Annotated in this window: 20 protein-coding genes; 14 read left to right on the top strand and 6 right to left on the bottom strand. The window is 71.3% G+C overall.

Going from position 1 to position 25,595, the window contains the following annotated elements:
* Nucleotides 1–81 precede the first annotated feature (81 nt).
* Nucleotides 82–624 (top strand): hypothetical protein, encoded by a 543-nt coding sequence (locus ACIBU0_RS31405; protein ID WP_398825159.1) that lies wholly within the window; start codon nucleotides 82–84, stop codon nucleotides 622–624.
* A 111-nt stretch (nucleotides 625–735) separates the two neighbouring features.
* Here ACIBU0_RS31405 and ACIBU0_RS31400 read toward each other — a convergent pair whose 3' ends face one another.
* The gene (locus tag ACIBU0_RS31400; protein WP_398825157.1) at nucleotides 736–1,803 is read right to left on the bottom strand and encodes an O-antigen ligase family protein; all 1,068 of its coding nucleotides are present in this window, start codon (nucleotides 1,801–1,803) and stop codon (nucleotides 736–738) included.
* A gap of 312 nt (nucleotides 1,804–2,115) precedes the next feature.
* Here ACIBU0_RS31400 and lnt point away from each other — a divergent pair, with 312 nt between their 5' ends.
* From lnt to ACIBU0_RS31380, 4 genes are all read left to right on the top strand, one after another.
* Complete coding sequence (lnt, locus tag ACIBU0_RS31395) at nucleotides 2,116–3,726, top strand: apolipoprotein N-acyltransferase (RefSeq protein ID WP_398825155.1); 1,611 nt, start codon at nucleotides 2,116–2,118, stop codon at nucleotides 3,724–3,726.
* A 68-nt stretch (nucleotides 3,727–3,794) separates the two neighbouring features.
* Complete coding sequence (locus ACIBU0_RS31390) at nucleotides 3,795–4,274, top strand: NUDIX hydrolase (protein ID WP_398825153.1); 480 nt, start codon at nucleotides 3,795–3,797, stop codon at nucleotides 4,272–4,274.
* A 54-nt stretch (nucleotides 4,275–4,328) separates the two neighbouring features.
* Nucleotides 4,329–5,138, top strand: coding sequence for a 3-hydroxybutyrate dehydrogenase (locus ACIBU0_RS31385; protein WP_398825151.1), 810 nt, complete (start codon nucleotides 4,329–4,331; stop codon nucleotides 5,136–5,138).
* Nucleotides 5,139–5,213: 75 nt separating this feature from the next.
* The gene (locus ACIBU0_RS31380; protein ID WP_398825251.1) at nucleotides 5,214–7,160 is read left to right on the top strand and encodes a helix-turn-helix domain-containing protein; all 1,947 of its coding nucleotides are present in this window, start codon (nucleotides 5,214–5,216) and stop codon (nucleotides 7,158–7,160) included.
* Nucleotides 7,161–7,226: 66 nt separating this feature from the next.
* Here the strand turns inward: ACIBU0_RS31380 and ACIBU0_RS31375 are convergent, their stop codons facing one another.
* Nucleotides 7,227–8,612 (bottom strand): MFS transporter, encoded by a 1,386-nt coding sequence (locus ACIBU0_RS31375; protein WP_398825149.1) that lies wholly within the window; start codon nucleotides 8,610–8,612, stop codon nucleotides 7,227–7,229.
* Between the two features lie 256 nt (nucleotides 8,613–8,868).
* A complete protein-coding gene (locus ACIBU0_RS31370; protein ID WP_398825147.1) occupies nucleotides 8,869–9,330 on the bottom strand; it encodes a MarR family winged helix-turn-helix transcriptional regulator in 462 nt (153 codons plus the stop codon).
* A gap of 138 nt (nucleotides 9,331–9,468) precedes the next feature.
* On the opposite strand from ACIBU0_RS31370, the gene gap reads away from it, so the two are divergent.
* From gap to ACIBU0_RS31355, 3 genes are all read left to right on the top strand, one after another.
* Entirely contained in the window at nucleotides 9,469–10,473 is a 1,005-nt protein-coding gene (gap, locus tag ACIBU0_RS31365; RefSeq protein WP_398825145.1) for a type I glyceraldehyde-3-phosphate dehydrogenase, read from the top strand.
* Between the two features lie 430 nt (nucleotides 10,474–10,903).
* Entirely contained in the window at nucleotides 10,904–11,935 is a 1,032-nt protein-coding gene (locus tag ACIBU0_RS31360) for a helix-turn-helix transcriptional regulator (protein WP_398825143.1), read from the top strand.
* A gap of 197 nt (nucleotides 11,936–12,132) precedes the next feature.
* Complete coding sequence (locus tag ACIBU0_RS31355; RefSeq protein ID WP_398825141.1) at nucleotides 12,133–15,063, top strand: hypothetical protein; 2,931 nt, start codon at nucleotides 12,133–12,135, stop codon at nucleotides 15,061–15,063.
* A 273-nt stretch (nucleotides 15,064–15,336) separates the two neighbouring features.
* Here the strand turns inward: ACIBU0_RS31355 and ACIBU0_RS31350 are convergent, their stop codons facing one another.
* Nucleotides 15,337–16,005, bottom strand: a complete 669-nt coding sequence (locus ACIBU0_RS31350; protein ID WP_398825139.1) for a GNAT family N-acetyltransferase — start codon at nucleotides 16,003–16,005, stop codon at nucleotides 15,337–15,339.
* A 241-nt stretch (nucleotides 16,006–16,246) separates the two neighbouring features.
* On the opposite strand from ACIBU0_RS31350, the gene ACIBU0_RS31345 reads away from it, so the two are divergent.
* Both ACIBU0_RS31345 and ACIBU0_RS31340 read left to right on the top strand, forming a co-directional pair.
* Nucleotides 16,247–16,489 (top strand): hypothetical protein, encoded by a 243-nt coding sequence (locus ACIBU0_RS31345; protein ID WP_398825137.1) that lies wholly within the window; start codon nucleotides 16,247–16,249, stop codon nucleotides 16,487–16,489.
* A gap of 210 nt (nucleotides 16,490–16,699) precedes the next feature.
* Nucleotides 16,700–17,254 carry a hypothetical protein gene (locus ACIBU0_RS31340; RefSeq protein WP_398825135.1) on the top strand — a complete coding sequence of 185 codons (555 nt, stop codon included), beginning with the start codon at nucleotides 16,700–16,702 and terminating at the stop codon, nucleotides 17,252–17,254.
* Nucleotides 17,255–17,320: 66 nt separating this feature from the next.
* Here ACIBU0_RS31340 and ACIBU0_RS31335 read toward each other — a convergent pair whose 3' ends face one another.
* On the bottom strand, nucleotides 17,321–18,073 hold the full coding sequence (locus tag ACIBU0_RS31335; protein WP_398825133.1) for an SDR family oxidoreductase: 753 nt from the start codon (nucleotides 18,071–18,073) through the stop codon (nucleotides 17,321–17,323).
* Nucleotides 18,074–18,143: 70 nt separating this feature from the next.
* On the opposite strand from ACIBU0_RS31335, the gene ACIBU0_RS31330 reads away from it, so the two are divergent.
* On the top strand, nucleotides 18,144–19,046 hold the full coding sequence (locus ACIBU0_RS31330; RefSeq protein WP_398825131.1) for a LysR family transcriptional regulator: 903 nt from the start codon (nucleotides 18,144–18,146) through the stop codon (nucleotides 19,044–19,046).
* Nucleotides 19,047–19,074: 28 nt separating this feature from the next.
* On the opposite strand, the gene ACIBU0_RS31325 is transcribed toward ACIBU0_RS31330, so the two are convergent.
* Nucleotides 19,075–21,216, bottom strand: a complete 2,142-nt coding sequence (locus ACIBU0_RS31325) for a beta-galactosidase (protein WP_398825129.1) — start codon at nucleotides 21,214–21,216, stop codon at nucleotides 19,075–19,077.
* A 256-nt stretch (nucleotides 21,217–21,472) separates the two neighbouring features.
* Here ACIBU0_RS31325 and ACIBU0_RS31320 point away from each other — a divergent pair, with 256 nt between their 5' ends.
* The 3 genes from ACIBU0_RS31320 to ACIBU0_RS31310 are packed head-to-tail and all read left to right on the top strand — an operon-like array spanning nucleotide 21,473 to nucleotide 25,563.
* Complete coding sequence (locus ACIBU0_RS31320; RefSeq protein WP_398825127.1) at nucleotides 21,473–24,325, top strand: glycoside hydrolase family 3 C-terminal domain-containing protein; 2,853 nt, start codon at nucleotides 21,473–21,475, stop codon at nucleotides 24,323–24,325.
* Between the two features lie 60 nt (nucleotides 24,326–24,385).
* Complete coding sequence (locus ACIBU0_RS31315; RefSeq protein ID WP_398825125.1) at nucleotides 24,386–25,369, top strand: acetylxylan esterase; 984 nt, start codon at nucleotides 24,386–24,388, stop codon at nucleotides 25,367–25,369.
* The gene (locus ACIBU0_RS31310; protein ID WP_398825123.1) at nucleotides 25,366–25,563 is read left to right on the top strand and encodes a hypothetical protein; all 198 of its coding nucleotides are present in this window, start codon (nucleotides 25,366–25,368) and stop codon (nucleotides 25,561–25,563) included. Before ACIBU0_RS31315 ends, ACIBU0_RS31310 begins: the two co-directional genes overlap by 4 nt.
* Nucleotides 25,564–25,595: the final 32 nt, after the last annotated feature.

Here is a 25,595-nt window from a genome sequence, read left to right as displayed (position 1 = left end):
TCGCGAGGACCCGGTCCGGTCGGCGCAGTCACCCTCCGCAGCGCAGTACCAGCGCAGCGAAACCTGAGTAACCTCATAGGCATGAGGGACCACCCCCACGGCAGGAAGTCGCACCCCGATGTCTGGACCGGGCGGGCGACCAACCGGGTCCAGTGGCTGCTGGCACTCGCCGGTGCCGCCTGCATGGCGCTCGGGGTCGAGCTGGCCGTCGACTCACCGTGGACGGACGGCGTCGCCCCGCTCGTCATGGCCGTCGTCGGCTGCATCGCCGCCGGGCTGCTGGTCCTGTTCGGCACGCTGGCGTTCGTGCACGTCGCCCTGAAGGTCGACCAGGAGTGCCTCGAGGTGCGCTGCGGCCACATCGGTGTTCCGCGCCGGCGCATTCCCCTGTCCGAGGTCGTGGGCGCCGACTTCGTCCCGCACGTCACTCCGCGTCACTGGGGCGGCTGGGGCTACCGGTGGCGGCCCGAGAAGGGCACTGCGGTCGTCGTACGGCGCGGCGAGGGCCTCATCCTGCGGATGTGGGACGGTCATACGTTCACGATCACCGTGGACGACGCGGAGGCGGCCGTAGGGGTCATCAGGGACCGGCTGCGGACACGGGCGCCCGGCACGGCGCGCTGACCGGCATCGCCCGGCCCGGCGGATCCAGGGCGATGCCGGTCCGGCCGGTCGACGCGGGGGAGGGCTTTCGGAATCATGGGTGGGTTCGAAACCCGTACGCCGCGCGTCGGATCATGGGACCTTCCGCTCGCCACGCGCGCGTACGTCGATCTCGCGCTCCGCTGATCCACCGGCCAGCGGGCGTGCCGTGGCCAGACCCGCCAGAAGGCCCGCGCCCACCGACACCGAGGTGAAGCTGAGCGCGTTGCCGACCGCCGCGATCGCCGCCACCGCGGTCAGGGCAGCACCCGCGGTCAGCGCGACGGGAGTGGGGCGGGCGGTGCGCCACAGTGCGAACAGGATCCAGCAGAACGCCGCCGCCAGCAGGATCACCCCCGTGACTCCCTGTTCCGCCGCCTGCTGCAGGGGCGCCGAATGCGGCTTGCCGTCGGACAGCAGCGTCCCGGTCGCCGTGGTGCTGAGTTCGCCGAACCGTTCCGGTCCCACGCCCAGGGCCAGGTCGTCGTGCGCCAGGTGCAGGGCGTCCTGCCACAGCTCGATGCGGTGCTCGGTCAGCCGGCCTTCGAGCCAGGACGCGACACCGTCGGGCAGTACGTTCCCGGCGGCCGCCCAGATCAGGCCGGTGACCGCGGTGGCGGTCAGGGCCAGGGCGGCGATGCCCACGCCGCGACGGCGGAGGTGGCCGGCGGCGAGCGAGCACAGCACGACGGCGGTGCAGGTGACGAAGCCCGTCGTCGAGCCGAGGGCGGCCGCTGTCCCCGCGATACCGGCGGCCAGCGCACGCAGGGCCAGTCGCAGGGCGGGTGCCGAGGCGGCCCAGGCGGCGCAGCACGCGGCGCCCGCGGAGAGGGTCAGCACGGCGGCGGTGGCCCCGGCATGGCCCAGCGGGGTGACGATCTGCGGCCCGGGGGCCAGGTGCGGGACGGTCAGCGTCAGGCTCACTCCGCCGAGTGCTCCGGCGCAGGGGGCGGCGACCGGCAGGAGCGCCCCGCCGATCCGCCCTGCGGCATAGCCGGCGGCCACGGCGAGGATCGCGAGCAGCACACCCTCGGGGCGGCCGGCGTGCACGGCGGCCGAGATCAGCGACCAGGCGGCGCAGGATCCCAGCACCACCACACCCGCAGCATCAGAAACGTTTCGTCTGTCGCCGGTCTCATCCGCACCCACCGCAGACGCCATCCCCGTGACACCCACCCCGCCCCCCGAACCCGGTCCCCCGACCTTGTGACGGACCTCGCGCCCGGACCTGACCGGCCACTACGACTGAGGCTCGGGCATACCGTAACGGCTGATGGCCGATTTGTGGACGTCTTGTGCGGGAGGGGTGCGTCACCTGCGCGCGGAGGGGCCGGCCAGGCCATCCGCGCAAATTCGGGGCCGGCGGGGTGTCGCTGCGCCCGCCCGTACGGTCGCGCCGCGGCCGGTACGCCGAGGTCGCCGCGGACCGGACCGCGCTGTCAGTGCCGAGGTCAACCGCCGTACACTCCCGGAGTGACCGTCACCGCAACGTCCGCCGGCGAGTCGGACCAGCTGCAGCCGCAGATCGCGCCCGCCTCGCGCACGGCACGGCTCCTGCGCCTGGTTCCGGCCCTCGCCGCGGCGCTCTCCGGAGTCCTGCTCTACATCAGCTTCCCGCCGCGCACCCTGTGGTGGCTGGCCCTGCCGGCCTTCGCCGTCCTCGGCTGGGCGCTGCGCGGCCGCAGCTGGAAGGCGGGCCTCGGCCTCGGCTACCTCTTCGGCCTCGGGTTCCTGCTGCCCCTGCTGGTGTGGACCGGAGTGGAGGTCGGGCCCGGACCTTGGATCGCGCTCGTCGCGATCGAGGCGGTCTTCGTCGCGCTGGTCGGTGCCGGAATCGCCGCCGTGTCGAAGCTGCCCGGCTCGCCGGTGTGGGCGGCGGCCCTGTGGGTCGCCGGAGAGGCGGCACGCGCGCGTGCGCCCTTCAACGGTTTCCCCTGGGGAAAGATCGCTTTCGGTCAGGCCGACGGTGTCTTCCTGCCCCTGGCCGCGGTGGGCGGCACGCCGGTGCTGGGCTTCGCGGTCGTCCTGTGCGGCTTCGGCCTGTACGAGGTCGTACGCCTGGCCGTGGAGGGGCGCCGCACCCGGGCCGTCCAGCGGTCCGCCGCGACCGTGGCCCTGCTGAGCGTGGCCGTGCCGGTCGTGGCCGCCGTGGCCGCCCGGCCGCTGGTCAGCGACAAGGCCGAGAACGGCACCGCCACCGTCGCCGTCATCCAGGGCAACGTTCCGCGCGCGGGGCTGGACTTCAACGCCCAGCGGCGCGCCGTGCTGGACTACCACGCGCGTGAAACCGAGCGCCTGGCCGCCCAGGTCAAGGCGGGCAAGGTGGCACAGCCCGACTTCGTGCTGTGGCCCGAGAACTCCTCCGACATCGACCCCTTCGCCAACGCCGACGCCCGTGCCGTCATCGACGGGGCCGCCAAGGCGATCGGCGTGCCCATCTCCGTCGGTGGTGTCGTCGCGCGCGACGGCAAGCTGTTCAACGAGCAGATCCTGTGGGACCCCGCCAAGGGGCCGGTCGACGCCTACGACAAGCGGCAGATCCAGCCCTTCGGCGAGTATCTTCCGCTGCGCTCGCTCGTCGGGGCGATCAACGAGAACTGGACCTCGATGGTCCGCCAGGACTTCAGCCGGGGTACCGAGCCGGGCGTGTTCACCATGGACGGCGCCAAGGTCGGCCTTGTCACCTGTTATGAGGCGGCCTTCGACTGGACGGTGCGCTCCGAGGTCACCGACGGTGCGCAGATGATCTCCGTACCGAGCAACAACGCCACCTTCGACCGCAGCGAGATGACCTACCAGCAGCTCGCCATGTCCCGCATCCGTGCCGTGGAGCACAGCAGGACCGTCACCGTGCCGGTGACCAGCGGCGTGAGCGCGATCATCATGCCGGACGGCAGGATCACGCAGAAGACCGGCATGTTCGTCGCCGACTCGCTGGTCCAGAAGGTGCCGCTGCGTTCCAGCGAGACCCCCGCCACGCGGCTCGGCATCCTGCCGGAGATCGCCCTGGTGCTGGTCGCCGCGAGCGGTCTGGGCTGGGCCATCGGGGCGGGGATGCGCGGGCGGCGCGCCGCTGAGGTGTAGCCGTCACCGGTCGCACGCCCCCGGAATTCCGCCGGGGGCGCCGCCATGCGCCCGTTAGGGTCGGGGCCATGGCTACTCCTGACTTCATCCGTACGATCCGGGCCTCCGCCGGCCACCAGCTCCTGTGGCTTCCCGGGGTCAGCGCCGTCGTCTTCGACGACGAGGGGCGGGTCCTGCTGGGGCAGCGTGCGGACAACCGCAAGTGGACCGTCATCAACGGCATCCCGGACCCGGGGGAGCAGCCGGCGGCCTGCGCCGTGCGGGAGGTGTACGAGGAGACGGGCGTCCGCTGTGTCGCCGAACGGGTCGTCCTCGTCCGGTCCGGCCATGAGGTCACCTATCCCAACGGCGACATGTGCCAGTTCATGGACATCACCTTCCGCTGCCGGGCCGTCGGCGGCGAGGCGCGGGTGAACGACGACGAGTCCCTGCAGGTGGGCTGGTTCGAGGTGGACGCGCTGCCCGTGATGGACGAACGCCAGCTGTTCCGGATCAAGCAGGCCCTGTCCGATGAACCCACGTGGTTCGAACCTATGAGTTCGCACTGAACTATGGGCCGTGACCATATGTGGGCCGGCGAGGCTGCTGCCTAGGGTCGAGCCATGACCCCGCCCAGCGCTCTCCCGGCCCACGCCTCCTCCCGGCCCTCCTCGCTCGACCTCGGCGGCCGCACCGCCCTCGTCACCGGCGCCGCCGGTGGCATCGGCCGTACCTGTGTGCTGAGGCTCGCCGCCGCGGGGGCCAAGGTGAGAGCGGTCGACCGGGACGGCGCGGGCCTGGAGGCGCTCGCCGAGGAGGCGCGAACCCTCCCGGGAGCGGTCGAGCCGCACGTCCTCGACCTCACCGATCTGGACGCCGCCGAACTCGCCGCCGCCGGCACCGACGTCCTCGTCAACAACGCCGGGCTGCAGCTGGTGCGTCCCCTCGAGGAGTTCCCACCCGACGTCTTCCACACGGTGCTCACCGTGATGCTGGAGGCGCCCTTCCGGCTCATCCGTGGCGCCCTGCCCCATATGTACGGGCAGGGCTGGGGCCGGATCGTCAATGTGTCCTCCGTCCATGGGCTGCGCGCATCTGCGTTCAAGTCGGCCTATGTGGCCGCGAAACATGGACTCGAAGGACTCTCCAAGACCGCCGCCCTGGAGGGCGCACCCCATGGCGTCACCTCGAACTGTGTGAACCCCGCCTATGTGCGCACCCCACTGGTCGAGAAGCAGCTCGCCGACCAGGCCCGGGCCCACGGCATACCGGAGGAGCGGGTGCTGTCCGAGGTGCTGCTGCAGGACAGTGCGGTCAAGCGGCTCATCGAACCGGAGGAGGTCGCGGAGGCCGTCGCGTATCTGTGCAGCCCGCACGCATCCTTCGTGACCGGTACGTCGCTCGTGCTCGACGGTGGCTGGACCGCGCACTGATCGGTGCGGGCTGGCGGGATTCCGAGTTATCCACAGGGCTGACGGAGTGGCAGTGCGATGAGCAATCCTGTGGGCATGTCCCGCGATCACGTGCAGTCCGCCGAGCGATCCGCCACCGCTGCCGGAGCGCCCCTGAACAGCACCGAGACGCCGTTCCTCGAGCTGCTGGCCCGGGGCGCGTCCGCCGACGCCTACGAGCAGCCGGCGCTGCTCGCCCGCGCCGAGGGCAGACCGACCGAGCAGATCGTCGCCCTGGAGCAGGCCAGGCTGCTCGCGCTGCGTGTGCGCTCCGAGCTGGAAGGACGGCGCAGACGCGAGGCCGAGCTGTCGGCCCTCTTCGAGACGGCCCACGACCTGGCCGGCCTTCGGGACCTGGACGCCGTACTGCAGGCGATCGTGCAGCGCGCCCGGTCGCTGCTCGGCACGGACGTCGCCTATCTCAGCCTGAACGACCCGGCCAGGGGCGACACCTACATGCGGGTGACCGAGGGCTCGGTCGCCGCGCGGTTCCAGCAGCTGCGGCTCGGCATGGGCGAGGGCCTCGGCGGCCTCGTCGCGCAGACCGCCCGCCCCTATGTCACCGACGACTACTTCAAGGACGACCGCTTCCAGCACACCCTCGCCATCGACGCCGGAGTGCGCGACGAGGGGCTGGTCGCCATCCTCGGCGTCCCCCTGATGCTGGGACACCACGTGATCGGGGTCCTCTTCGCGGCGGACCGGCGTGCCCGGGTCTTCGAGCGGGAGCAGATCGCGCTGCTCGGCTCCTTCGCCGCTCTGGCCGCGGCCGCCATCGACACCGCCAACCTGCTCACCGAGACCCGTTCGGCACTCGCCGACCTGGAGCGCGCCAACGAGATCATCCGGGACCGCAGCGGAGTCATCGAGCGGGCCTCGGACGTGCACGACCGGCTCGCCGAACTCGTGCTGCGCGGCGGCGGGGTGCACGACGTGGCCGCCGCGGTCTCCGAAGTCCTGGACGGTACGGTCGAGTTCGCGGAGGCCGCGGACACACCGGCCAGGGCCCTGGAGGCCTCCCGCGCCGAAGGCCACGCGGTACGGCACGCCGACGACTGGATCGCCGCGGTGGCCGCGGGCGGCGAACTGCTCGGCGCGCTCGTGCTCCGGGGCCACCCCGGCCTCGACCCCGTCGACCAGCGCACGCTGGAGCGGGCCGCGATGGTCACCTCCCTGCTGCTCCTCGCCCGGCGCTCCGCCGCCGAGGCCGAACAGCGTGTGAGGGGCGAGCTGCTGGACGACCTGCTCGACGCCCGCGACCGCGACCCGCGTCTGCTGCGCGAGCGCGCCTCACGGCTGGACGCCGACCTCGACGCCACCCACGTCGTCCTCGCCGCTCGCCTCGGCGCCGCCGCTGCCGACGCCGACCAGGAGGCGGCCGCCCGCCGACGCCTGTGGTCCGCCGCGTCCCACCTCGCCGCGACCCGGCACGGGCTGGCCGCCGCCCGCGACGGCGGCACGGTGCTGCTCCTGCCCCTCGAAACGGGCGACACGGCCACCGCCCTCGCCCGCCGGACCGCCCGGCACCTCGGCACGGCCGTCCACGAAGCGGTCACCGTCGGCGCCTCCGCCCCGGTCGAGGACCTGGCCGCCCACCCCGACGCCGTGGCCGCCGCCTACGAGGAGGGCCGGCGCTGCCTCGACGCCCTGCGTCTGCTCGGCCGCTCCGGAGACGGGGCCGCCGCCGAGGACTTCGGGTTCCTGGGACTGCTGCTGGCAGGCGACCGGGACATCGCGGGCTTCGTCGGCCGTACGATCGGCCAGGTCGTCGCGTACGACGAACGCCGCGGCACCGACCTGCTGCGCACGCTCGACGCGTACTTCGCCTGCGGAATGAGTCCGGCCCGCACCAAGGACGAACTGCACGTCCATGTGAACACGGTTGCCCAGCGCCTCGAGCGCGTCGGTCGACTCCTCGGCGACGACTGGCAGAGCCCCGCCCGCGCGCTGGAGATCCAACTGGCCCTGCGGCTGCACCGCTTGTCGGCACCGGCACAACCCTGACCCCCGTACGCACGGGGCATACGGGGGCGGGTTGCACAGGGCTCGGCCGTGACGGCCAGGGGCCGGTCAGACGGTGTGCGCGTCCGCCGCACGGGCCGTAGCGGTCTCCGCGTCGTCGGGCGACTCGATGTCGGCCAGATCCCGGTGGCGGGTCTCCTTGGCGGCGCCCACCGCGATCACCGTGAGGAGGGCCGCGGCGATGACGTAGAGGGCGATCGGGGTGGAGCTGCCGTAGTCGGACAGCAGCGCCGTGGCGATCAACGGCGCGGGGGCGCCCGCCGCGACCGAGGCGAACTGGGCGCCGATCGAGGCACCGGAGTAGCGCATCCGGGTCGCGAACATCTCGGAGAAGAAGGCGGCCTGCGGCGCGTACATGGCACCGTGCAGCACCAGGCCCACGGTCACGGCGAGGATCAGGTTGCCGAAGCCGCCTGTGTCGATCAGTGAGAAGAACGGGAACATCCACAGTCCGACGCCGGCCGCGCCCAGCAGGTAGACGGGACGCCGGCCGACGCGGTCGGACAGCGCGCCCCAGGCAGGGATGACGGCGAAGTGCACGGCGGAGGCGATCAGCACGGCGTTGAGGGCGGTCTGCTTGGAGACGCCGACCGAGGTGGTGGCGTAGACGAGGATGAACGCGGTGATGACGTAGTAACTGATGTTCTCCGCCATACGCGCACCCATCGCCACCAGGACGTCCCGCCAGTGGTGCCGCAGCACGGAGACCAGCGGCAGCCGCTCCGCAGCGCCCTTGCGCGCCGCCTTTCGGGCCTCGGCCTGCGCCAACGCCTGCCGGAAGACGGGCGATTCATCGACAGACAGACGAATCCACAAACCGACGATCACCAGCACACCGGAGAGCAGGAACGGGATCCGCCAGCCCCATGCGCCGAACGCGCTGTCCGACAGCACGGCCGTCAGCAGCGACAGCACACCGGTCGCCAGCAGCTGCCCAGCGGGCGCGCCGGTCTGCGGCCACGAGGCCCAGAAGCCGCGCCGCCGCGCGTCCCCGTGCTCGGACACGAGCAGTACGGCCCCGCCCCACTCGCCGCCCAGCGCGAAGCCCTGCACCAGACGCAGCACGGTCAGCAGCACGGGCGCCGCGGACCCGATCGTCGTGTACGTCGGCAGCAGCCCGATCGCGAAGGTCGCCCCGCCCATCATCAGCAGGCTCAGCACCAGCAGCTTCTTGCGGCCGAGCCGGTCACCGTAGTGCCCGAACACCAGCGCGCCCAGCGGCCGGGCGGCGAAACCGACGGCGTACGTCAGGAAGGACAGGAGGGTGCCGACGAGCGGGTCGGTGTTCGGGAAGAACAGCTTGTTGAAGACGAGGGCGGCGGCGGAGCCGTAGAGGAAGAAGTCGTACCACTCGATGGTGGTGCCGATGAGGCTGGCGGCGACGATGCGACGGAGGTTCGCGGGTGGTGGGGGAGCGGTTGCTGCGGAGGCCATGTGCGCCACTTCCTCGTGTGCGGTGGGGACGGGTACGTGTTGGCACACCGTAGAAACGTGCAGGTCAGGCGCACATGTGGTGGGGCAACATAGTTCGGGGCGCGGCTATGCGTGCGGCCACCATGCGACCCAGCGGAGCAGCGGCTCGGAGGCTCGATGAGAGGCGTGCTGACTCCCGTGCTGACTTGGTGCTGACTACGCTCCGTAGGAAGTCGGGCTCGGTCTCTGTTCAGGTGAGCCCGTGCCTCGGGGGGCCTTACCGGTCGGCTTGGGTGCCGAGTTCCGCGAGGCGGGTCAGGGCGGGGAGAGCCGCGGCGATCGCCTGTCGTTCCGCGGGCGTCAGCTGGGTGATCAGCGGGCGCAGGTGACGGCCCCGGTCCTCGAGGCGGGCCTGGCCGATCTTTCGCCCGTTGTCGGTGATGTGGACGAGGACGGCGCGTCCATCCGCCGGGTCGGGGCGGCGTTCCACGAGACCGTCGCGCTCCAGTCGGGTGACCAGCTGAGTGAGCCCCGGCTGGCTGATCTGCTCGGTCTTGACGAGTTCGGTCAGCCGTTTCGGACCGCTGACGGCCAGTGTGTCCAGCACGGACAGCGTCGTGAACGACAGCTTCTGCACCACGGAAAGCCGGATGTAGTAGCGGTTGAAGTTCTCGATCGCCTTGGTGAAGTCACCGACATCCAAGTCGGTGTTGCTGTCGGCAGGCTGAGCAGATGTCACCCTGGAAGTGTATCGCAGATTTATATAAGCTTGTGATTGATTGCTCGCCGGCGCCTCGTCCAGGCGCACGGTTTGCATTGCACCTGGGCGCAACGGCGCGTCAATGGACTTGTAGAGCGCTAGGTGAGGAGCACACCAATGACTGTGCGAATCGGCATCAACGGCTTCGGGCGCATCGGTCGCAACGTCTTCCGTGCGGCGGCCGCGCGGACTTCGGAGCTGGAGATCGTCGCCGTCAACGACCTGGGTGACGTGCCCACGATGGCCCACCTGCTCGCTTATGACTCGATTCTGGGGCGCTTCCCCGAGGAGATCACCGCCGAGCCGGGCGCGATCCGCGTGGGTGACCGGACGATCAAGGTCCTCGCCGAGCGCGACCCCGGCGCGCTGCCCTGGGGCGACCTTGGAGTGGACATCGTGATCGAGTCCACCGGCATCTTCACCGACGCCGCGAAGGCGCGCTCACACGTCGAAGGCGGAGCGAAGAAGGTCATCATCGCCGCTCCGGCCAGCGGCGAGGACATCACGGTGGTGCTGGGCGTCAACGACGGTGCCTACGATCCCGAGCACCACACGATCATCTCCAATGCCTCCTGCACCACCAACTGTCTCGCCGTACTCGCCAAGGTGCTGCACGACGCCGTCGGCATCGACTCCGGCATGATGACCACGGTCCACGCCTACACACAGGACCAGAACCTCCAGGACGCCCCGCACAAGGACCTGCGCCGGGCCAGGGCCGCGGGCCTGAACATCGTGCCCACCTCCAGCGGCGCCGCCAAGGCCATCGGCCTCGTCCTGCCGGAACTCGCCGGCCGCCTGGACGCCTTCGCCCTGCGGGTGCCCGTTCCCACCGGCTCGGTCACCGACCTCACGGTCACCACCCGCCGCGGCACCACGGTGGACGAGGTGAAGGAGGCGTACGCAGCGGCGGCATCGGGACCGTACAAGGGCCTGCTGTCCTATGTGGACGCGCCGTTGGTCAGCACCGACATCGTGGGTGACCCGGCCTCCTGTGTCTTCGACGCCGGGCTCACCCGGGTGTCCGGCCCGCAGGTCAAGGTCGTCGGCTGGTACGACAACGAGTGGGGCTACTCCAACCGCCTCATCGACCTGGCACTGCTCGTCGGGTCGTCCCTGTAGGTTTCGCCGACCCGGCGTCTGCTCCACCCGCACGTCAACAACGGTCGTCCGCCGAAGCGGTGGCCGCCACCGATGTCGACGTCACCGTTCGACAACCCACCACCTGAGCCCGGCAGTGGCGTACGCAGTCGGCACGCTCGCCTACGCCGACCCTCACTACCTTCCTCTGCCGTCGCGCCGGCCGGTTGACGCGCTCCCCGCTCGGCGACGGCGAACTCCTCCGACTCGGAGCGCACCTTCCGGAGCTGTCGGCTCAACTGGGGGCCCGGATCCGCACGCCGAGGGTGCCGACGACGCCGTGCCCCCGCCCGCCTGACCCACGCTGAAGGACCGGCGAAGAGCGGTATTCCGCTGACGCCACTTCGAACGCGTGGGGCAGGTTCTGTGAAGTCGGTTGCGGCAGTGGTGATGCCGGGCGATGTTGACCGACATGGTGGTTGATGGGCGGTTACTGCGCGGGTTGCCCGCGTTGGCGGGGGAATCGCTGAGCTCACTGGAGCTGGCCGAAGCCGTGTCTCAGGCGGTCGCACCGGTCGTGGCGCACGACGCCCTGCGGTTGATGGGCAACAACCCGGACGGTGCCGGGCACACCGTGTTCAGTTTCTGGCACAACTTCGAAGAGGAGTTCGGGTGCCAGTTCATGCGGGGCTACCTGGCCGGCGACGATCCGTGCCTGCCGACCGATCTGGCCAGGCAGCCGATGCCGGCCGGTCTGGTGGGCACAGGCCGTGGCCCGCGGGATCGGTCGGTCCGGCGGTTGTTCGACGACCACGGGGTCGGTGGTGAACTGCGGGTGCTGCTGCGAGACGCGCACGGCGTGTGGGGTTCGCTGGCCCTGCTGCGATCGGCCGGTGGCCGAGCCTTCGACCGAGCGGATGCCGAGCGGCTGCTGGAGCTGACACCCGTGCTGATCGCGGCGTTGTGGCAGTACGTACTCAGCGGCCCGGTGCAGCCGGTCGCGCCGGAGCAGGCGCCAGGCGTGTTCGTTGTGGACGCGGCCGGCAAGGTCACCGGCGCCACGCCGATGGCCGCGTGGTGGGCGGAGCGGCTGCGCGAGCATCACCCGGCAAGCTGGGTGGACGCGCTGGTGTCCGGCATCGCCGCCCAGACGCGGCTGACCCTGCGTGAGCCCGGGATCCCGGCGCCGGTGATGCACTGCCCGGCGGCCCGGTTCGGCCGGTGGATCTCGGCGGAAGGCCAGCCTCTGGACCAGGACGGGGCGGTGGCCGTGCTGGTACGGGCCGTGCCGGCACGCGAGTTGCTGGTCTCCCTCGGCTCCTGGTACGGCGTCACCGCCCGCGAGCGACAGGTGATCGAGCACCTGCTGGACGGGGCGGCGGCCAAGCAGATCGCCCGCGGCCTCGACATGTCGGTCCACACCGTCAACGGTCACCTCAAGGCCGTCTACCGCAAGCTCGGCGTCAATGGCCGGGCGGAGCTGCTCACGGCCCTGAACACCTAGCCGCGGCCCGTCATCACACGGGCCGACCGCACAAGCGCAATCACCAATTCTAGGGATATCCGGTTCGATCACCTGATTCCTACTCTGATCAGCGGTGCGCGACGGCGCATGTGTCACCAGCCGGACCAGCTGGTGGGCGCCCCATTGATCCGCGAACCGAACACACATCGGCTGCAATACATGAACGGGGAACAGGCATGGCTGACGACGTGGTGGTGTGGCAGCAGCGGGTCGCCGAGGCCCGGGCGCGACTGGCCGAGAAGCCGGACGATCCCGAGCGGCAGAACGCGCTGGGGTCGGCGTTGTGCGACGGGCTCGCTCCTCGGCTGAAGGCCGCCGCGCGGGACGGTGAGGCGGCCGAGGCCGCCCGGGAGGGCATCGCGCTCACCCGGGTTCTGCTGGCAGACACCGGGCGGGCCGACCGACAGGGGCTCGCCAAACGGATCGCCGAGGCCGCCGAGTACCTGCCCGGCGAGGAGTCCGTCACCGAGACCGAGGTGGCGGTCGCCGTGTACCGGGAGTTCGTGGCGGCCGCCCCGGACTCCACCGACGCGCTCGGCTGGCTGGCCTGGGCGCTGTCCGACCGGCTGGCCCACCGGCAGTGGCGGGTGGGGCGCCAGGAGCACACCCGGGACACCGTCCGGGAGTCCCTGACCATCACCGCCACACTCGTCGAGCGGTCGCCGCTCGATCTGCTCCCCGGCCTCGCCCGCCGCTACCTCGTCGCCTCGGTCTATCTGCCGCTCGACGAGATGCTCACGCACACCCGGACCGCCATCGAGCTGTACCGCCGTGTCGCCGCCGCCGATCCCGCGAACGAGGGCAGGCGCAACAACCTGGTGTGGGCGATGACCACCCTGGCCAAGCGTCTGACGCAGGGCGGACGGACGGTCGAGGGCGAGGCCGCACAGGCCGAGGCCGATCGTGTCACCCGGTACGGCGCTCTGTCGCTCTTCGGCCGGGACTACCGGTTCCCGCGGCAGGCGCCGATCGCCTGCGTGTCCCGTAACCCGTCGCAGCTCGACCTCTTCGCCGTCGGCGAGGACGGGCGGGCCTACAGCGTGTGGCGCAACCAGCGGTGGGAGGACTACTTCCAGGTCGGCACCAAGAGCTTCCCCCCGCTCACACCGATCGCCGGCCAGTCCCGCAACGACGACCAGTTGGACCTCTTCGCGGTCGGTGAGGACGGCGGCCTGTGGAGCGCCTGGTGGCACGGTGAGTGGCACGACTGGTTCCGGATCGGCCAGGAGGTCCTGCCGGCCCGCGCCCATGTCGCCACCCTCACCCGCAGCCCGGACTACATGGACGTGTTCGTGGTCGGTCACGACGGCGTCGTACGCAGTGTGTGGTGGCACGGTGAGTGGCGGGACTGGTTCGCGCTGCCCGGGGCCGTGTTCCCCAAGGGCGCGCCGCTCGCGGCGCTGTGCCGGAACTCGGACCACATGGAGGTGTGGGCCGTCGGCGGGGACGGCGTGGTGCGGGGCGCGTGGTGGAACGGCGAGTGGCACAACTGGTACGAGCTGCCCGGCAAGACGTTCCCGCCCGGCACCCGGATCACCGCCGTCAGCCGCAACGACGACGCGATGGAGATCTGGGCCGTGGACGGCGACGGCCAGGTGTGGGGCGCCTGGTGGGACGGCGACTGGCACGACTGGTACCACCTGGAGGGCCACACCTTCCCGGGCGGCGCGCCCGTCACGGCGGTCTCCCGCGAGTCCTCGCACATGGAGGTCTTCGGAGTCGACACGAACGGCGAACTGTGGGGCCGGTGGTGGGACGGCCAGTGGCGGGACTGGTTCCGGATCGGTGACGGCACACTGCCGCAGGGCACGCCGCTTGCCGCGGTCGCCCGGGCCCCCTTCCCGATCGGCGGGGTGTACTTCATGGACGTCTTCGGCGTGGGCGCCGACGCGGGGATCCACACCGCCCAGTGGGTGCCCGGCGGTTGGCGGCGGTGGCATCGCATCCCGGTCGCCGTCCTGAAGTTCCAGCAGCCCATCGAGAGCGGCGGTGCGGCCGCGCTCGGCGGCTGGGCCGGCGTCAACATCAGCTACGACGGGCAGATCCAGTGGTACGGCCACGCCCATGACAGCGGCGCGGACGGCTACGACTTCGGTGTCGCCTTCTACGTACGCTCCGGCGACCAGCTGATCGCGCTGTCGCACAACGGCAGCGTCGGCGGCACCGTCACTTCGGGCAGCCGCGACCACGACTGGGAGGAGATCCACCCCCGCAACGACCTGGTGCTGTCCCACCTGGCGAACTTCGCCACCGCCCAGGCCTCGATGAACATGCAGTACACCAGCCACATCGGCCAGACCCTGGAAGGCGTTGTCTCTCTCGCGCTGAAGTGGTTCATCGGCGGCTCGGTCGCCGGGTCCGTCACCGGCGTGGTCGTGTTCATCGGCGTCGAGATCGGCTCCCTCATCGCCACCGGCTCCCTCGAACCCGGCGCCGTCGCACTGGAGGGAATCCTGTGGATGGCCGGGCCCAGCAACTCCCTGCTCGCCATCGCCGCGGGCGCCATCGCCGAGGTGGGCCACCGCTACCGCGAACTGCACCAGGAGGAGTACGACTTCGCCAACGCGACCGTCTTCGGCGGCACGCTGCCGCCGCGCGAGGACATCCTGCTCACCGACACCGTCGGCACGCGGGGCAGCTCCGGCTACCCCAGGCCCTTCACCGTGCCCGGAGTACACGGCAAGGTCCTCGTCAACATGGGCGAGGAGGGCTTCGACGACCCGCTCTCCTTCGGCGTCGGCAAGGTCGCGCACGACCAGGGCCGGCCGAACGCGAGCGTCCCCCGCGGCGAGATCTTCATCCACGAACTCGTGCACGCCTGGCAGATCCACCACAGCGCGTTCTCGGTCTCCCTGCTCCTCGACGCCCTGTCCGCCCAGTGGTCCAACGAGACCGGCGGCCACCCGTACCAATACGGCCCCGCCGGACCCGCTTTCGCCGACCTCGGCATCGAGCAGCAGGCCCAGATCGTCTGCGACTGGTACGGCCGCAACGTCACCTGGGCCCAACCCTCCGGCTACCAGGCAACCGGCCTCGACTCACAGAGCGCCCTCAACGACCCCTACTTCCGCTACATCGCCGGCAACATCCGCATCGGGAAGTTCTGAAACCGGTCGACGGACAACTTCCTGGTCGGCGACAACTACCGACCACCTCGGCGTCGGCCCGGAGGAACGCCTCGTCTTCCGGGCCGTAACCAGGTCACAGGCGTACGGCGTGAGCGCACGTGGGCACCTTGGACGTGGCCGAAGGTGGTCCGGCGTTCGGCGCACTCCCGCTGATATCCGGCCGGTCTTCAGTCCACTCCCAGGTAGTGGTACTGCGGTCGCCCTTGTGGCCTTGCCGAGGCGGACTCGCTCCTCCGCCGCCCCACTCCTGCCTCAAGGCCTCGCGCACGCCGACGCGGCGCCCTCGTGCCGGTACCAGACGCTGTCCAGCTCACGGCCGTCCGGCAGGGTGTGGCGGGCCGGGCCGGGGGCCGGGACGAAGCCGGCGCGTTCCAGGGCGCGGCGGCACGCGAGGTTCTCCGTCGCCGTGCCCGCCCGTACCGTCGGCAGACCGGCGTGGCCATGGGCGAACTCCACGCCCGCCAGGAACAGTTCAGCGCCGAGGCCCTGGCCTCGATGGTCGGGGGCGAGAGTGCCGCCGATCTCACCCCTGTCGTGGTCGAGTTCGAGGTAGCCGGCGTAGCGCCCGGTGTCGCGGCGTACACAGACCAGGAACCCGGGCATCTCGGGGCTGGGTTCGAAGGGCTCGGCCAGCTCGGGGTTGGACCGGATGAACCAGCGGGGGGTGGCGCCGGTGGGGCCGATGCGCAGCAGGGTCCGTCTGGTGTCGGCGTCCGGTACGACCTTGTCGGCCTGGTTCCCCTGCCACCGCTGGGCATCTGGGTCCGCGCCCGCGGCGATGGCCGCCAACGCGTCCAGCTTGGTCACCGGGGTGTAGAACAGCAGGTGCCGGGTGGCGAGGGCGTGCCGGCCGGGGCTGCACGCGTCCGGGACCGGGAGGCCCGAGGCCGCCCGGCGACGTCGTAGGAGCGACCGGATCATGGAACCCCCCGCTGTATTCGTCCTGATGTGTCCGGCCGCACGTACCGGGTGTGCGCGGCCCAACGTACCGGCATGGGAGAGCGCCTGGTCCGGCGGCCGTGAGTGCGGTCGGCCTGCCAGGCGCTCGACAGGGAGGTGCGGAGCCCTCCTTGAGGGCTGGGGAACTCCTGCCGAGTCTCTCGGCGAGATTCACTGCACTATGGGCAACCGGGGATCGGCACGCGCCCGGCGTGGTCGAAGGATGCGCTTCCGCGGCCTGTTCACCGACCTGGAGCGGGAGTGGGCGACGTGGCAGCCCGCCGACCCGGACTCGCCGGGCCGGATAGACTCCTCGTGCGTGCTGATCTACGGCCTGATCCCCGTGGCGAACCAGGGCGCCCCTGTGCACCCGCCGCTGCCGCAGGCCCCGCAGCCGGGGCAGGCCAGCCGGCCCAGCTCGGCGAGCAGTGCGTCAGCCGCCCATGGGCGGAGGACCGGAACGTAGGCAGAAACCGGAAGAAGCTCAGCCACGTCTCCCTTCCGGATGGCGACGGGGAGGCCCATGACCGATAACCAGCGACGCCGAGCGCGCGTACACCTGGCGCAGCGCAGGCCGTCGTCCCGACGTGTCCGCCCACGAATGGGGCTCGCTCGTGGGCGAGTGCGGCGTCTGCGGCGGTTGCCGTGGACCACGATCGGGACGGGCGTTGGGGCGGTGGCTGCCATCGGCGGCCTCGTCTTCACGGGTGTGGCCACCTACTACGGCGCCGTCGTCTCCCGGCAGCAGCTCGACCAGGTGAAGGAGGACCGGGAGCGGGAAAGCCGCGAGCAGGCGTCCCGGATAACCATGTGGGCGGACCCTTACGGCCGGGACGGCGGTGCGCTCCACATTGCGAACCGGTCGCCCGATGCCGCTACCGGTGCAAGCGCGGTCGTCGTGGGGAAGCGCCCACAGGCGCATACGCACGAACTCCCGGTCTACGTCATTCAGGGGCTGACGCTGCCGCCGTGCTCCGAACTAGTGCTCCAGGCAGCGGACATCACGACTACCCGGAGCGGAAGCCGCCAGTACTCCCTTGCAGACGACGGGTGGTTTGCGGACCTCCTGCTGTTCACTGACGCCTCAGGGCAAACGTGGAGGCGGACAGCCGATCAGCTCATGGAGTCGCCGGCATACTCGGTCACCGCGGACGGTCCTGGGGGAACCCTCGACAGGGTGTTCCCGAAGTTCAAGGTGACATCCCTCGAAGGCGAGTGCGGATACGCGTGAGTTTCTTACGAGTCGGGGACCGACGGTGCTCGGGGCAGGCCGGCCTGAGGGTTCCGGCTGGGGTGATCACCAGGGCGCCGGGCCCTCGTCGTCGGTGAAGGTGCCGGTCGGTCCGTCGGCGCCGATGGTGGCCATCCGGACGGCGGCCACCGCGCCTTCGGCCGGCGTGCGGTGGCCGCGGTGGCCGTTCAGGTCGGTGGCGACGTAGCCGGGGCAGACGGCGTTGACCTTGATGTCCTCGGCCAGCAGGTCCCAGGCGTATTGCAGGGTGAGCGCCGTCAGCGCCGTCTTCGACGTGGCGTACCCGGCGGAGACCGGCATCAGCGGCGGTCCGTCGGTGCCTTTCAGGTCTGCGTTGATGTTGAGCGAGCCCACCGAACTGGACACGTTGACGATCCGCGGCGAGGCTGATCGGCGCAGCAGCGGCAGCATCGCATTGGTGACGGCGATCACCCCGAAGTAGTTGGTCTCGAAGACGGCGCGCAGGACGTCCATGTTCGCCGTGCTCGGGCGCTGGTCGCCCAAGTCGCTGCCCGGAGGGACGCTGATACCGGCGTTGTTGACCAGGGCGTCGAGTCTGCCGTAGCGGGATTCGATCTCGGCGGCGGCTGCGGCGGCCGAGTCCGGGTCTGTCACGTCGAGCATGACCGAAGTCGCGTCAGCGCCGCTCTCCCGCAGCTCGGTGGCGGCCTGCTGGCCGAGTTCGGTATTGCGGGCGCCGACGACGACGCTGTGGCCCAGGGCTCCGAGCTGGGCGGCGATCTGGCGGCCGATGCCCTTGTTCGCGCCGGTCACCAAGGTGATCATGGTTTCGTTCATGGGTCCAGCACACCACCGCACCGAGCGCGCAGGCCAACACCTGTAGCGTCTCGAACGATACCCTGCGGGTATGGATGTGCCGGAGACGCGTGAGCTCGCCTACTTCGTCGCCGTCGCCGAGGAACTGCACTTCGGCCGCGCCGCACAGCGCCTGGGCATGGCACAGCCGCCGCTGTCCCGCGCCATCGCCCGGCTGGAGCGACGCATGGGCGTGCAACTGCTGGAACGCACCAGCCGATCGGTGAACCTCACCGGCGCCGGCCAGGTCTTCCTGACCGAAAGCCGCAAGGCACTGGACGCGGTCACGGCGTCGGTCCGGCGCGCGCAACGGGCGGGACGGACCGATCCGAAGCTCACGCTGGCGATGAAGCCCCACGGGGATGCGGGACTGCTGGAGTCGATCCTGCAGTGCTACCGCCGCGATCCGGACGCCGTCGACATCGAGGTGATCGTCTGCGGCATCGGGGAGCAGGCTCCGATGCTGCGCGACGGCAGGGCCGACGTCGCGTTCCTGACCGCGCCTTACGACGACCTCGCGGGCTTCGACACCGAACCACTGCTGACCCAGGGCCAGATGGCCATGCTCCCCCGGGCCCACCGTCTCGCCGGCCGCGCCGCCTTGACGCTCGCCGACCTGGCCGGCGAACAGCAGCCCCGATGGCCTGGTGACGATCTGGACGCCACCGATGGCCGTCCGCCCGAGGTGCGTGACATCTCGCAGGTGATGCAGCTGGTCGCACTGGGCCAACTGGTCGCGGTCCTGCCCGAGTCGGTGCGCCGGCACGCGTGGCCCGACGTGGCGTGCGTGCCGCTGCTCGACGCACCGCCCACCACGGTCGTCGTCGCCTGGCCGGAGCGGACGACATCACGGGCGGTGGCCGCGCTGATCCGCGTCAGTGCGGAGGCGGCGGAGGCGGCAGGAGCGGGCGCGCTGCGTCGAGGTGAGATCAGGTATCAGGACACGCTGACGTGAACAGGGCACGCTGCTGACCGGGCCGATGTCACCGGTCTTCCGCGGCAGACCCCGGTGTGGTGGAGAGCACGCGGACGTCCCAGGCGCCGAGCCGCACGGGCGCACCCGCCGGGACCGCGCTGCCGTCCAGGGCGTCGGTCAGGTCCACCGGGGCCTGGGCGGTGGCCGGCTGCCAGCTCCAGTTGTGGACGACGTGGACGCGCCGGCCGTCGGGAGCGTCACCGGTGGCGACGGTCACCGAGTCCGGCAGGCCCTGCCAGCCGCTGCGCGGAGAGGGTGCGAGCCAGACGGCGAGCGCGCGGGCCAGGTCGCGGCCGGGCACGGTGCCGACACAGGTGACGCGGCCCGCGCCGTGGCGGTGGGTGGTGACGGCGGGCCAGCGCCCGAAGTGCGGGTGGTCGTACGCGGCCAGGACGTCGGCGTCGTCGACGGCCAGGCCCTCCACCCAGCGGGTCGCCACCGCGCCGTCCGGCAGGTGGAGGGGGCTGTCCGGCGTGCTGCGCAGCGGCAGGTCGGCGTGGAGGTTGCTGAACTCGTCGTGCCGGACGCCCGCGGCCTGAACCAGCCGCGCCGGTGTCACCTCGTGGCGCGCCCGCGCCTCGTGGTCGCCGTAACCTGTGCGGGGGCCGAGGACGAGGTGGCCGCCCGCCTGGGCGTAGGCGCCGAGCCAGTCGAGCATCGCGTCGGCCGCCACGTACAGCGCGGGGGCGATGAGGACGGGGTGCAGCTCGGCCGCCGACTCCGGTGACAGTCCCGGGCGTTCGCCGCGCGGATCGTGCAACTGGCGGGCATGCAGGATCCGTACCTGGCGCCCCGCCTCGAACGCACCCCGGTAGAACGGGTCGAAGATGCCCTCGTACGCACCCGCGTCCGGACCGCCGTCGGGACCGGCGAGCGGCGGGTGCCTGCGCATCAGCCACTTGCTGGGCGCCGAGTACACCATCGCGATGTCGGCGTCCGGTGTGATCCCGGCGACCAGGTCACCGGCTCGCTCGAACTCGGCGCCCAGCCGGGCGAGTTCACCGTAGGCGCGCCCCGGTCGTCCGCTGTGCGGGAGGATTCCGCCCCAGTACGTCTCGGCGCCGAAGTGCAGGGTGTGCCAGTGCCAGTACTCGATCATGCGGGCCCCGCGCGCGACCAGCGCCCACGCGGCCTGCCGCCACTGGCCGTCGAAAGGGGGTCGGTTGTCCGAAGTGCCGCCGATGGCCTGGGCGTTGGTTTCCGTGATCAGGAACGGCTCCTGGCGGGAGGAGTAGATCCGGTCCGCGCTCTGGTGCAGGGCCCACGCCCCGTACGCCATCCACTGCTGCGGCAGCTTCTCGCGCGGCGGCTCGGGCATCGTGAGGCTGTCCTGCATGTCGTAGTACGGGTTGCCCGCGGTGACGTCCAGGCTGTCGGTGAGCTCGTCGTCCTCCAGGCCGGGAGAGCCGTAGGCGAGGCAGGTGGTGACGAACTGGCCGGGCCTCGCGTACTCGCGCACGATGCCGGCCTGCCACGCGATGAACTCGGTGGTCTGGCGCGCCTGGAACGCCTGCCAGGCCAGGTCGTACTGCGGCTGCGCGTTGCCCTCCGGCTTCCACAGGTCGGCCCAGGTGGACAGCCGGTGCGACCAGTACACCAGCCCCCACTCGCGGTTGAGGGTCTCGACGTCGCCGTACCGCTGCCGCAGGTCGTCGACGAAGCGCTGGAAGACACCGTGGTTGTGCGGCAGTCGGGGACCCGGCTCGTTGTCGACCTGGAAGCCGATCACCGCGGGGTGGGCGGCGTAACGGGCCGCGATCGCGCGGATCACCCGCTCCGCGTGGAAACGGAAGGCCGGGTGCGTGATGTCGACCTCCTGCCGGGCGCCCCACGCGGCGCGGCGCCCGGTGGCGTCCTCGGCCGCGATCTCCGGGTACTGCCGGGCCAGCCACGGCGGCACCGCGTAGGTGGGAGTGCCGAGGACGACCGAGATGCCGCGCTCATGGGCGCCGTCGAGGACGGGTTGCAGCCAGTCGAGCTCGAATCGGCCGTTCTCCGGCTCCCAGGTGGACCACACCGACTCGCCGACCCGGATGACGGTGAACTTCGCCTCCGCCATGAGATCGAGGTCGGTCCTCAGCCGCTCGTACGGCTGGTACTCGTGGTAGTAGGCAGCGCCGAACAACACGCGCGCGGGCAGATGAGTCATGCGGAGTCCTCGCGGAGACGGATGTCCTCGGGGCTTGTTTCCTTGTCGGCTGCCGTTGCAGCGCAAGAGTTGTCGAAGCGCTTCACCTAGGGAAGCAAGGTAGTGAGATGTTTCCAGCGAAACAAGGGGACCCGACAAAGGAAACGTTCTCCTTTCCGGGCATTGACAGCGGATCCAGTGCGGTGGCAGCGTCGAAGCGCTTCACCAATTCCTTCCGTCGACTCATGTCACTCCCGTTCGTCGAGGGGTTCCTCCCGTGGGTTCTGCTTTCCCGTCCGAAGCCGACCGGCTGCCGTTCCGCGATCCCGCGCTCCCTTGGGGCAAGCGCGTCGACGACCTGCTGCAACGGCTCACGCTCGACGAGCGGATCGCCCTGCTGCACCAGTACGCGCCGTCCGTCGAGCGCCTGGGCGTAGCCTCCTTCCGCACCGGCACGGAGGCACTGCACGGCGTGGCCTGGCTCGGCGAGGCCACCGTCTTTCCGCAAGCGGTGGGGCTCGGCGCCACCTGGGACGAGGACCTCGTGCACGAGGTCGCCACGGCCGTGTCGGTGGAGATGCGCGCCTTCCACCGGCACCGCCCGACGGCCTCTGGATCCGGCGCCAACAGCCTTCAGGCGTGGGCGCCCGTGGTGAACCTGCTGCGCGATCCGCGGTGGGGCCGCAACGAGGAGGGCTACTCCGAGGACCCGCTGCACACCGCGCGGCTGGCGACGGCCTACTGCCGGGGCCTGGCCGGGGACCACCCGGATTACCTGCGCGCCGCGCCGGTGCTCAAGCACTTCCTCGCCTACAACAACGAGGACGACCGCTGTGTCACCTCCTCCGGAGTCCGGCCCCGCGTGCTGCAGGAGTACGACCTGGCGGCGTTCCGCCCGGTCGTCGCCGACGGCGCGGCCACCGGCGCGATGGCGGCGTACAACCTCGTCAACGGCCGCCCCTGCCATGTCAGCCCGCTCATCGAGGCGGAACTGCGGCGCTGGGCACAGCCGACCGGTCACGAGCTGTTCGTGGTCAGCGATGCCGAGGCCCCCTCCAATCTGGTCGACCCGGAGCACTACTTCGACGACCACGCCTCGGGCCACGCCGCCGCCCTGAAGGCCGGGATCGACAGCTTCACCGACCAGAACGAGGACAGCACGACCGTGATCGGCCGGCTGCGCGAGGCGCTGGACCGCGGCCTGATCGACGAGGCCGACATCGACCGCGCCGCCCGGCGCCACCTGCAACTGCGCTTCCGGCTCGGTGAGTTCGACCCCGACCTCGACCCGTACGCGACCATAGGGCCCGAGGTGATCGACTGTCCCGAACACCGCGGCCTCGCGCGGCGCGCCGCGGTCGAGTCGGTGGTGCTGCTCAAGAACGCGGGACTGCTGCCCATGGCCCCGCGCAGCGCACCCCGCGTCGCGGTCATCGGTCCGCTCGCGGACATGCTCTGCGAGGACTGGTACAGCGGCACCCTCCCCTACGGAGTCACGGTCGCGGCCGGGTTGCGTGCGGCCCTGACGGAGCACGGCGGCGAGGTGGTGTGCGTCGAGGGCGTCGACCGTATCGGACTGCGCTCGCGCACCGACGGCCGTCTGCTGTGCGGGACTTCCTTCGACGTCGCCGAGTGGGGCGGCGGTGCGCTCACCCTCCGGGACGCCGGCACCGGCCGCTTCCTCAGCCTCAAGGACGACGGTTCACTCGCGGCGGACCAGGAACGGATCAAGAGCTGGTTCGTGCACGAAGCCTTCCTCCTGGAGCCCGCCCCCGGTGGCGATCCGGACACCGTGCTGCTGCGCAACCGCCATACGGGCCGCTATGCCGCCGTCGACCCCGCCGACGGCCGGGTGACGGTGACGGCCGAAAGCGCCGAAAGCGCCGAGCACTGGCGACGTGAGCTGGTGCGCGACGGCCTGGCCGAGGCCCGCGCCGCCGCCGAACAGGCCGACATCGCGGTCGTCGTCCTCGGCAACCACCCGCTGATCAACGGCCGCGAGACAGAGGACCGCGCGGACACCGCCCTGCCCGAGGCGCAGGAGGCGCTGCTGCGCACGGTGTTCGCGGTTCGCCCGCAGACGGCGCTGGTGGTGATGAGCAGTTACCCGTACGCCGTCGACTGGGCCGATGAGCACCTGCCCGCCGTGGTGTGGACCTCCCACGGGGGGCAGGAAACAGGCCACGCACTGGCAGCCGTACTGCTCGGCGACGCCGAGCCCGCCGGCCGTCTGCCGCAGACCTGGTACCGGGGAGACGACCCGCTGCCGAAGCCGCTCGACTACGACATCATCAAGGCCGGCTGGACCTACCAGTACCACCGGGCCGCACCGCTCTACCCCTTCGGCCACGGGCTGTCCTACACCGACTTCACCCACCGTGACCTGCGGCTGTCCGACGCGTCGATCTCCCAGGACGGCGAGGCCCGGATCACGGTGACGGTGGCCAACACCGGCGCACGGTCCGGCAGCGAACTGGTCCAGCTCTACGTCCGCGCCCTGGACGCCCGTTACGAGGCACCCCGCCGGCGCCTCGCCGACTTCCGCAAGATTCGCCTGGAGCCGGGCGAGAGCCGGGAGCTGACCTTCCGGCTGCCGGCCGAACGGCTCGCCCACTGGGACGTCGCCACCGGCGCTTTCACCGTCGACCCCGGCGACTACGAGATCATCATCGCCCGTTCTGCCGAGCACCCGGTCCTGACCGCGCCGCTCACCGTGACCGGTATGGCTCCCGCGCCCCGCACGGTCCTCGGCCGGCGCACCCTGGCCGTCGACTTCGACGATCACACGGACATCGGGATCGTCGACGCCACCCGTACCAGCGGTGACGCCGTCACCGCGGCCCACCCGGACCGGCCCGCGACGCTGCTCTTCCGTGGCGTCGAGCTCACCGGCGCCGTCCGGGTGGAGGCCGAGACCGCCCGCGAGGCGGAGGCCGGTGAGGTCCGGCTGGAACTGCGGGCCGGAGACCGGCTGCTGGCCGGGATCGGCGTGCCCGTCACCGGCGACCGCCACACCTGGACGACCACCACGGCCGAGCTCGCCACCCCGCCCGACGGCGTCCACGACCTCACACTGACGCTGCACGGCGCTTTCCGGCTGGCGGCCTTCAGCCTCGTCACATCCGACTGAGACCGCGTCCCTGACCCAGACACCACCACCCAGACACCGCCACACCCGGAGGAAGCCCCCATGCCGCTCACGGACTTCGGTCTGGACGAACTCGACGGCTACCGGCCCGAGTCGCCTGCCCCGAAGGACTTCGACGCCTTCTGGCAGCGAACCCTCGCGGAAGCCCGGTCGCACGACGAGGCGGTCAAGGTCGAGCGGGTCACCTCCCAGCACCTGCTGCGCACCGTCGAGGTCGACGACGTGCGCTTTCCCGGCTGGCGGGGCGAACCGGTGGCCGCCTGGCTGCTGCGCCCGCGTGACGCGGCCGGACCGCTGCCGGTCGTCGTCACCTACATCGGCTACTGCGGCGGACGCGGACTGCCCACCGAGCACCTGTTCTGGCCCTCCGCAGGCTACGCACAGCTCGTCGTCGACAGCCGCGGCCAGGGCCACGACACCCCGGACCGGGGTGAGGGCGACGGCACCCAGTGGGTGAAGGGCTTCATGACCCGTGGCATCGACTCGCCCGACCACTACTACTACCGGCGGCTGATGACCGACTGTGTGCGCGCCGTGGACGCGGTAGCGCAACTGCCCGGACTCGACACCCAGCGGATCGTGCTGGCCGGCGGCAGCCAGGGGGGCGGCCTGGCACTCGCCGTCGCCGGCCTCACCGGGGACCGTGTCGCGGCGGTGATGCCGGACGTGCCGTTCCTTTGCCACTTCCGGCGCGCCGTGCAGATCAGCGGTGAGGGCCCGTACCCGGAGATCACCGAATACCTGCGCTGGCACAGCCGCCACCGGGTGGAGGATACCTTCGCCACCCTCGACTACTTCGACGGCGTCCACTTCGCCGGGCGGGCCACCGCCCCGGCACTGTTCAGCGTCGGCCTGATGGACCCGGTCTGCCCGCCCTCCACGGTCTACGCCGCCTTCAACCACTACGCGGGCCAGGACCGCACCATGACCGTGTGGCCGTTCGCCGACCACAGCGGCGGCTGCGGCTCCACCCCGCCCACCCAGCTGGCCTGGCTGCACCAGCGCGGCCTGGCACCGGAGCTGTGAGCACCATGTCCTCCGCGGCCGCGCCCGCCGAAGAGGGGTGCGGCGCGCCGGCCGCTGCCCACCACCTGCTGGTCGTCCACGGCCTCGCGGTACGGGACCCGGAACTGATCGGCGCTCCCTGGGGTTCCTGGGCGTCAACTTCCAACGCCCCCTTACGGTCGCCGCCGTCCCGCACCGCGTGCGGCCCGACGTAACGGCTCCGCCGAGACCGACACCGTCGGCCCGG

Origin of the sequence: Streptomyces sp. NPDC049627 (assembly GCF_044465645.1) — a bacterium.
GTDB lineage: Bacteria > Actinomycetota > Actinomycetes > Streptomycetales > Streptomycetaceae > Streptomyces.
This window is presented reverse-complemented; position numbering and strand designations above follow the sequence as displayed.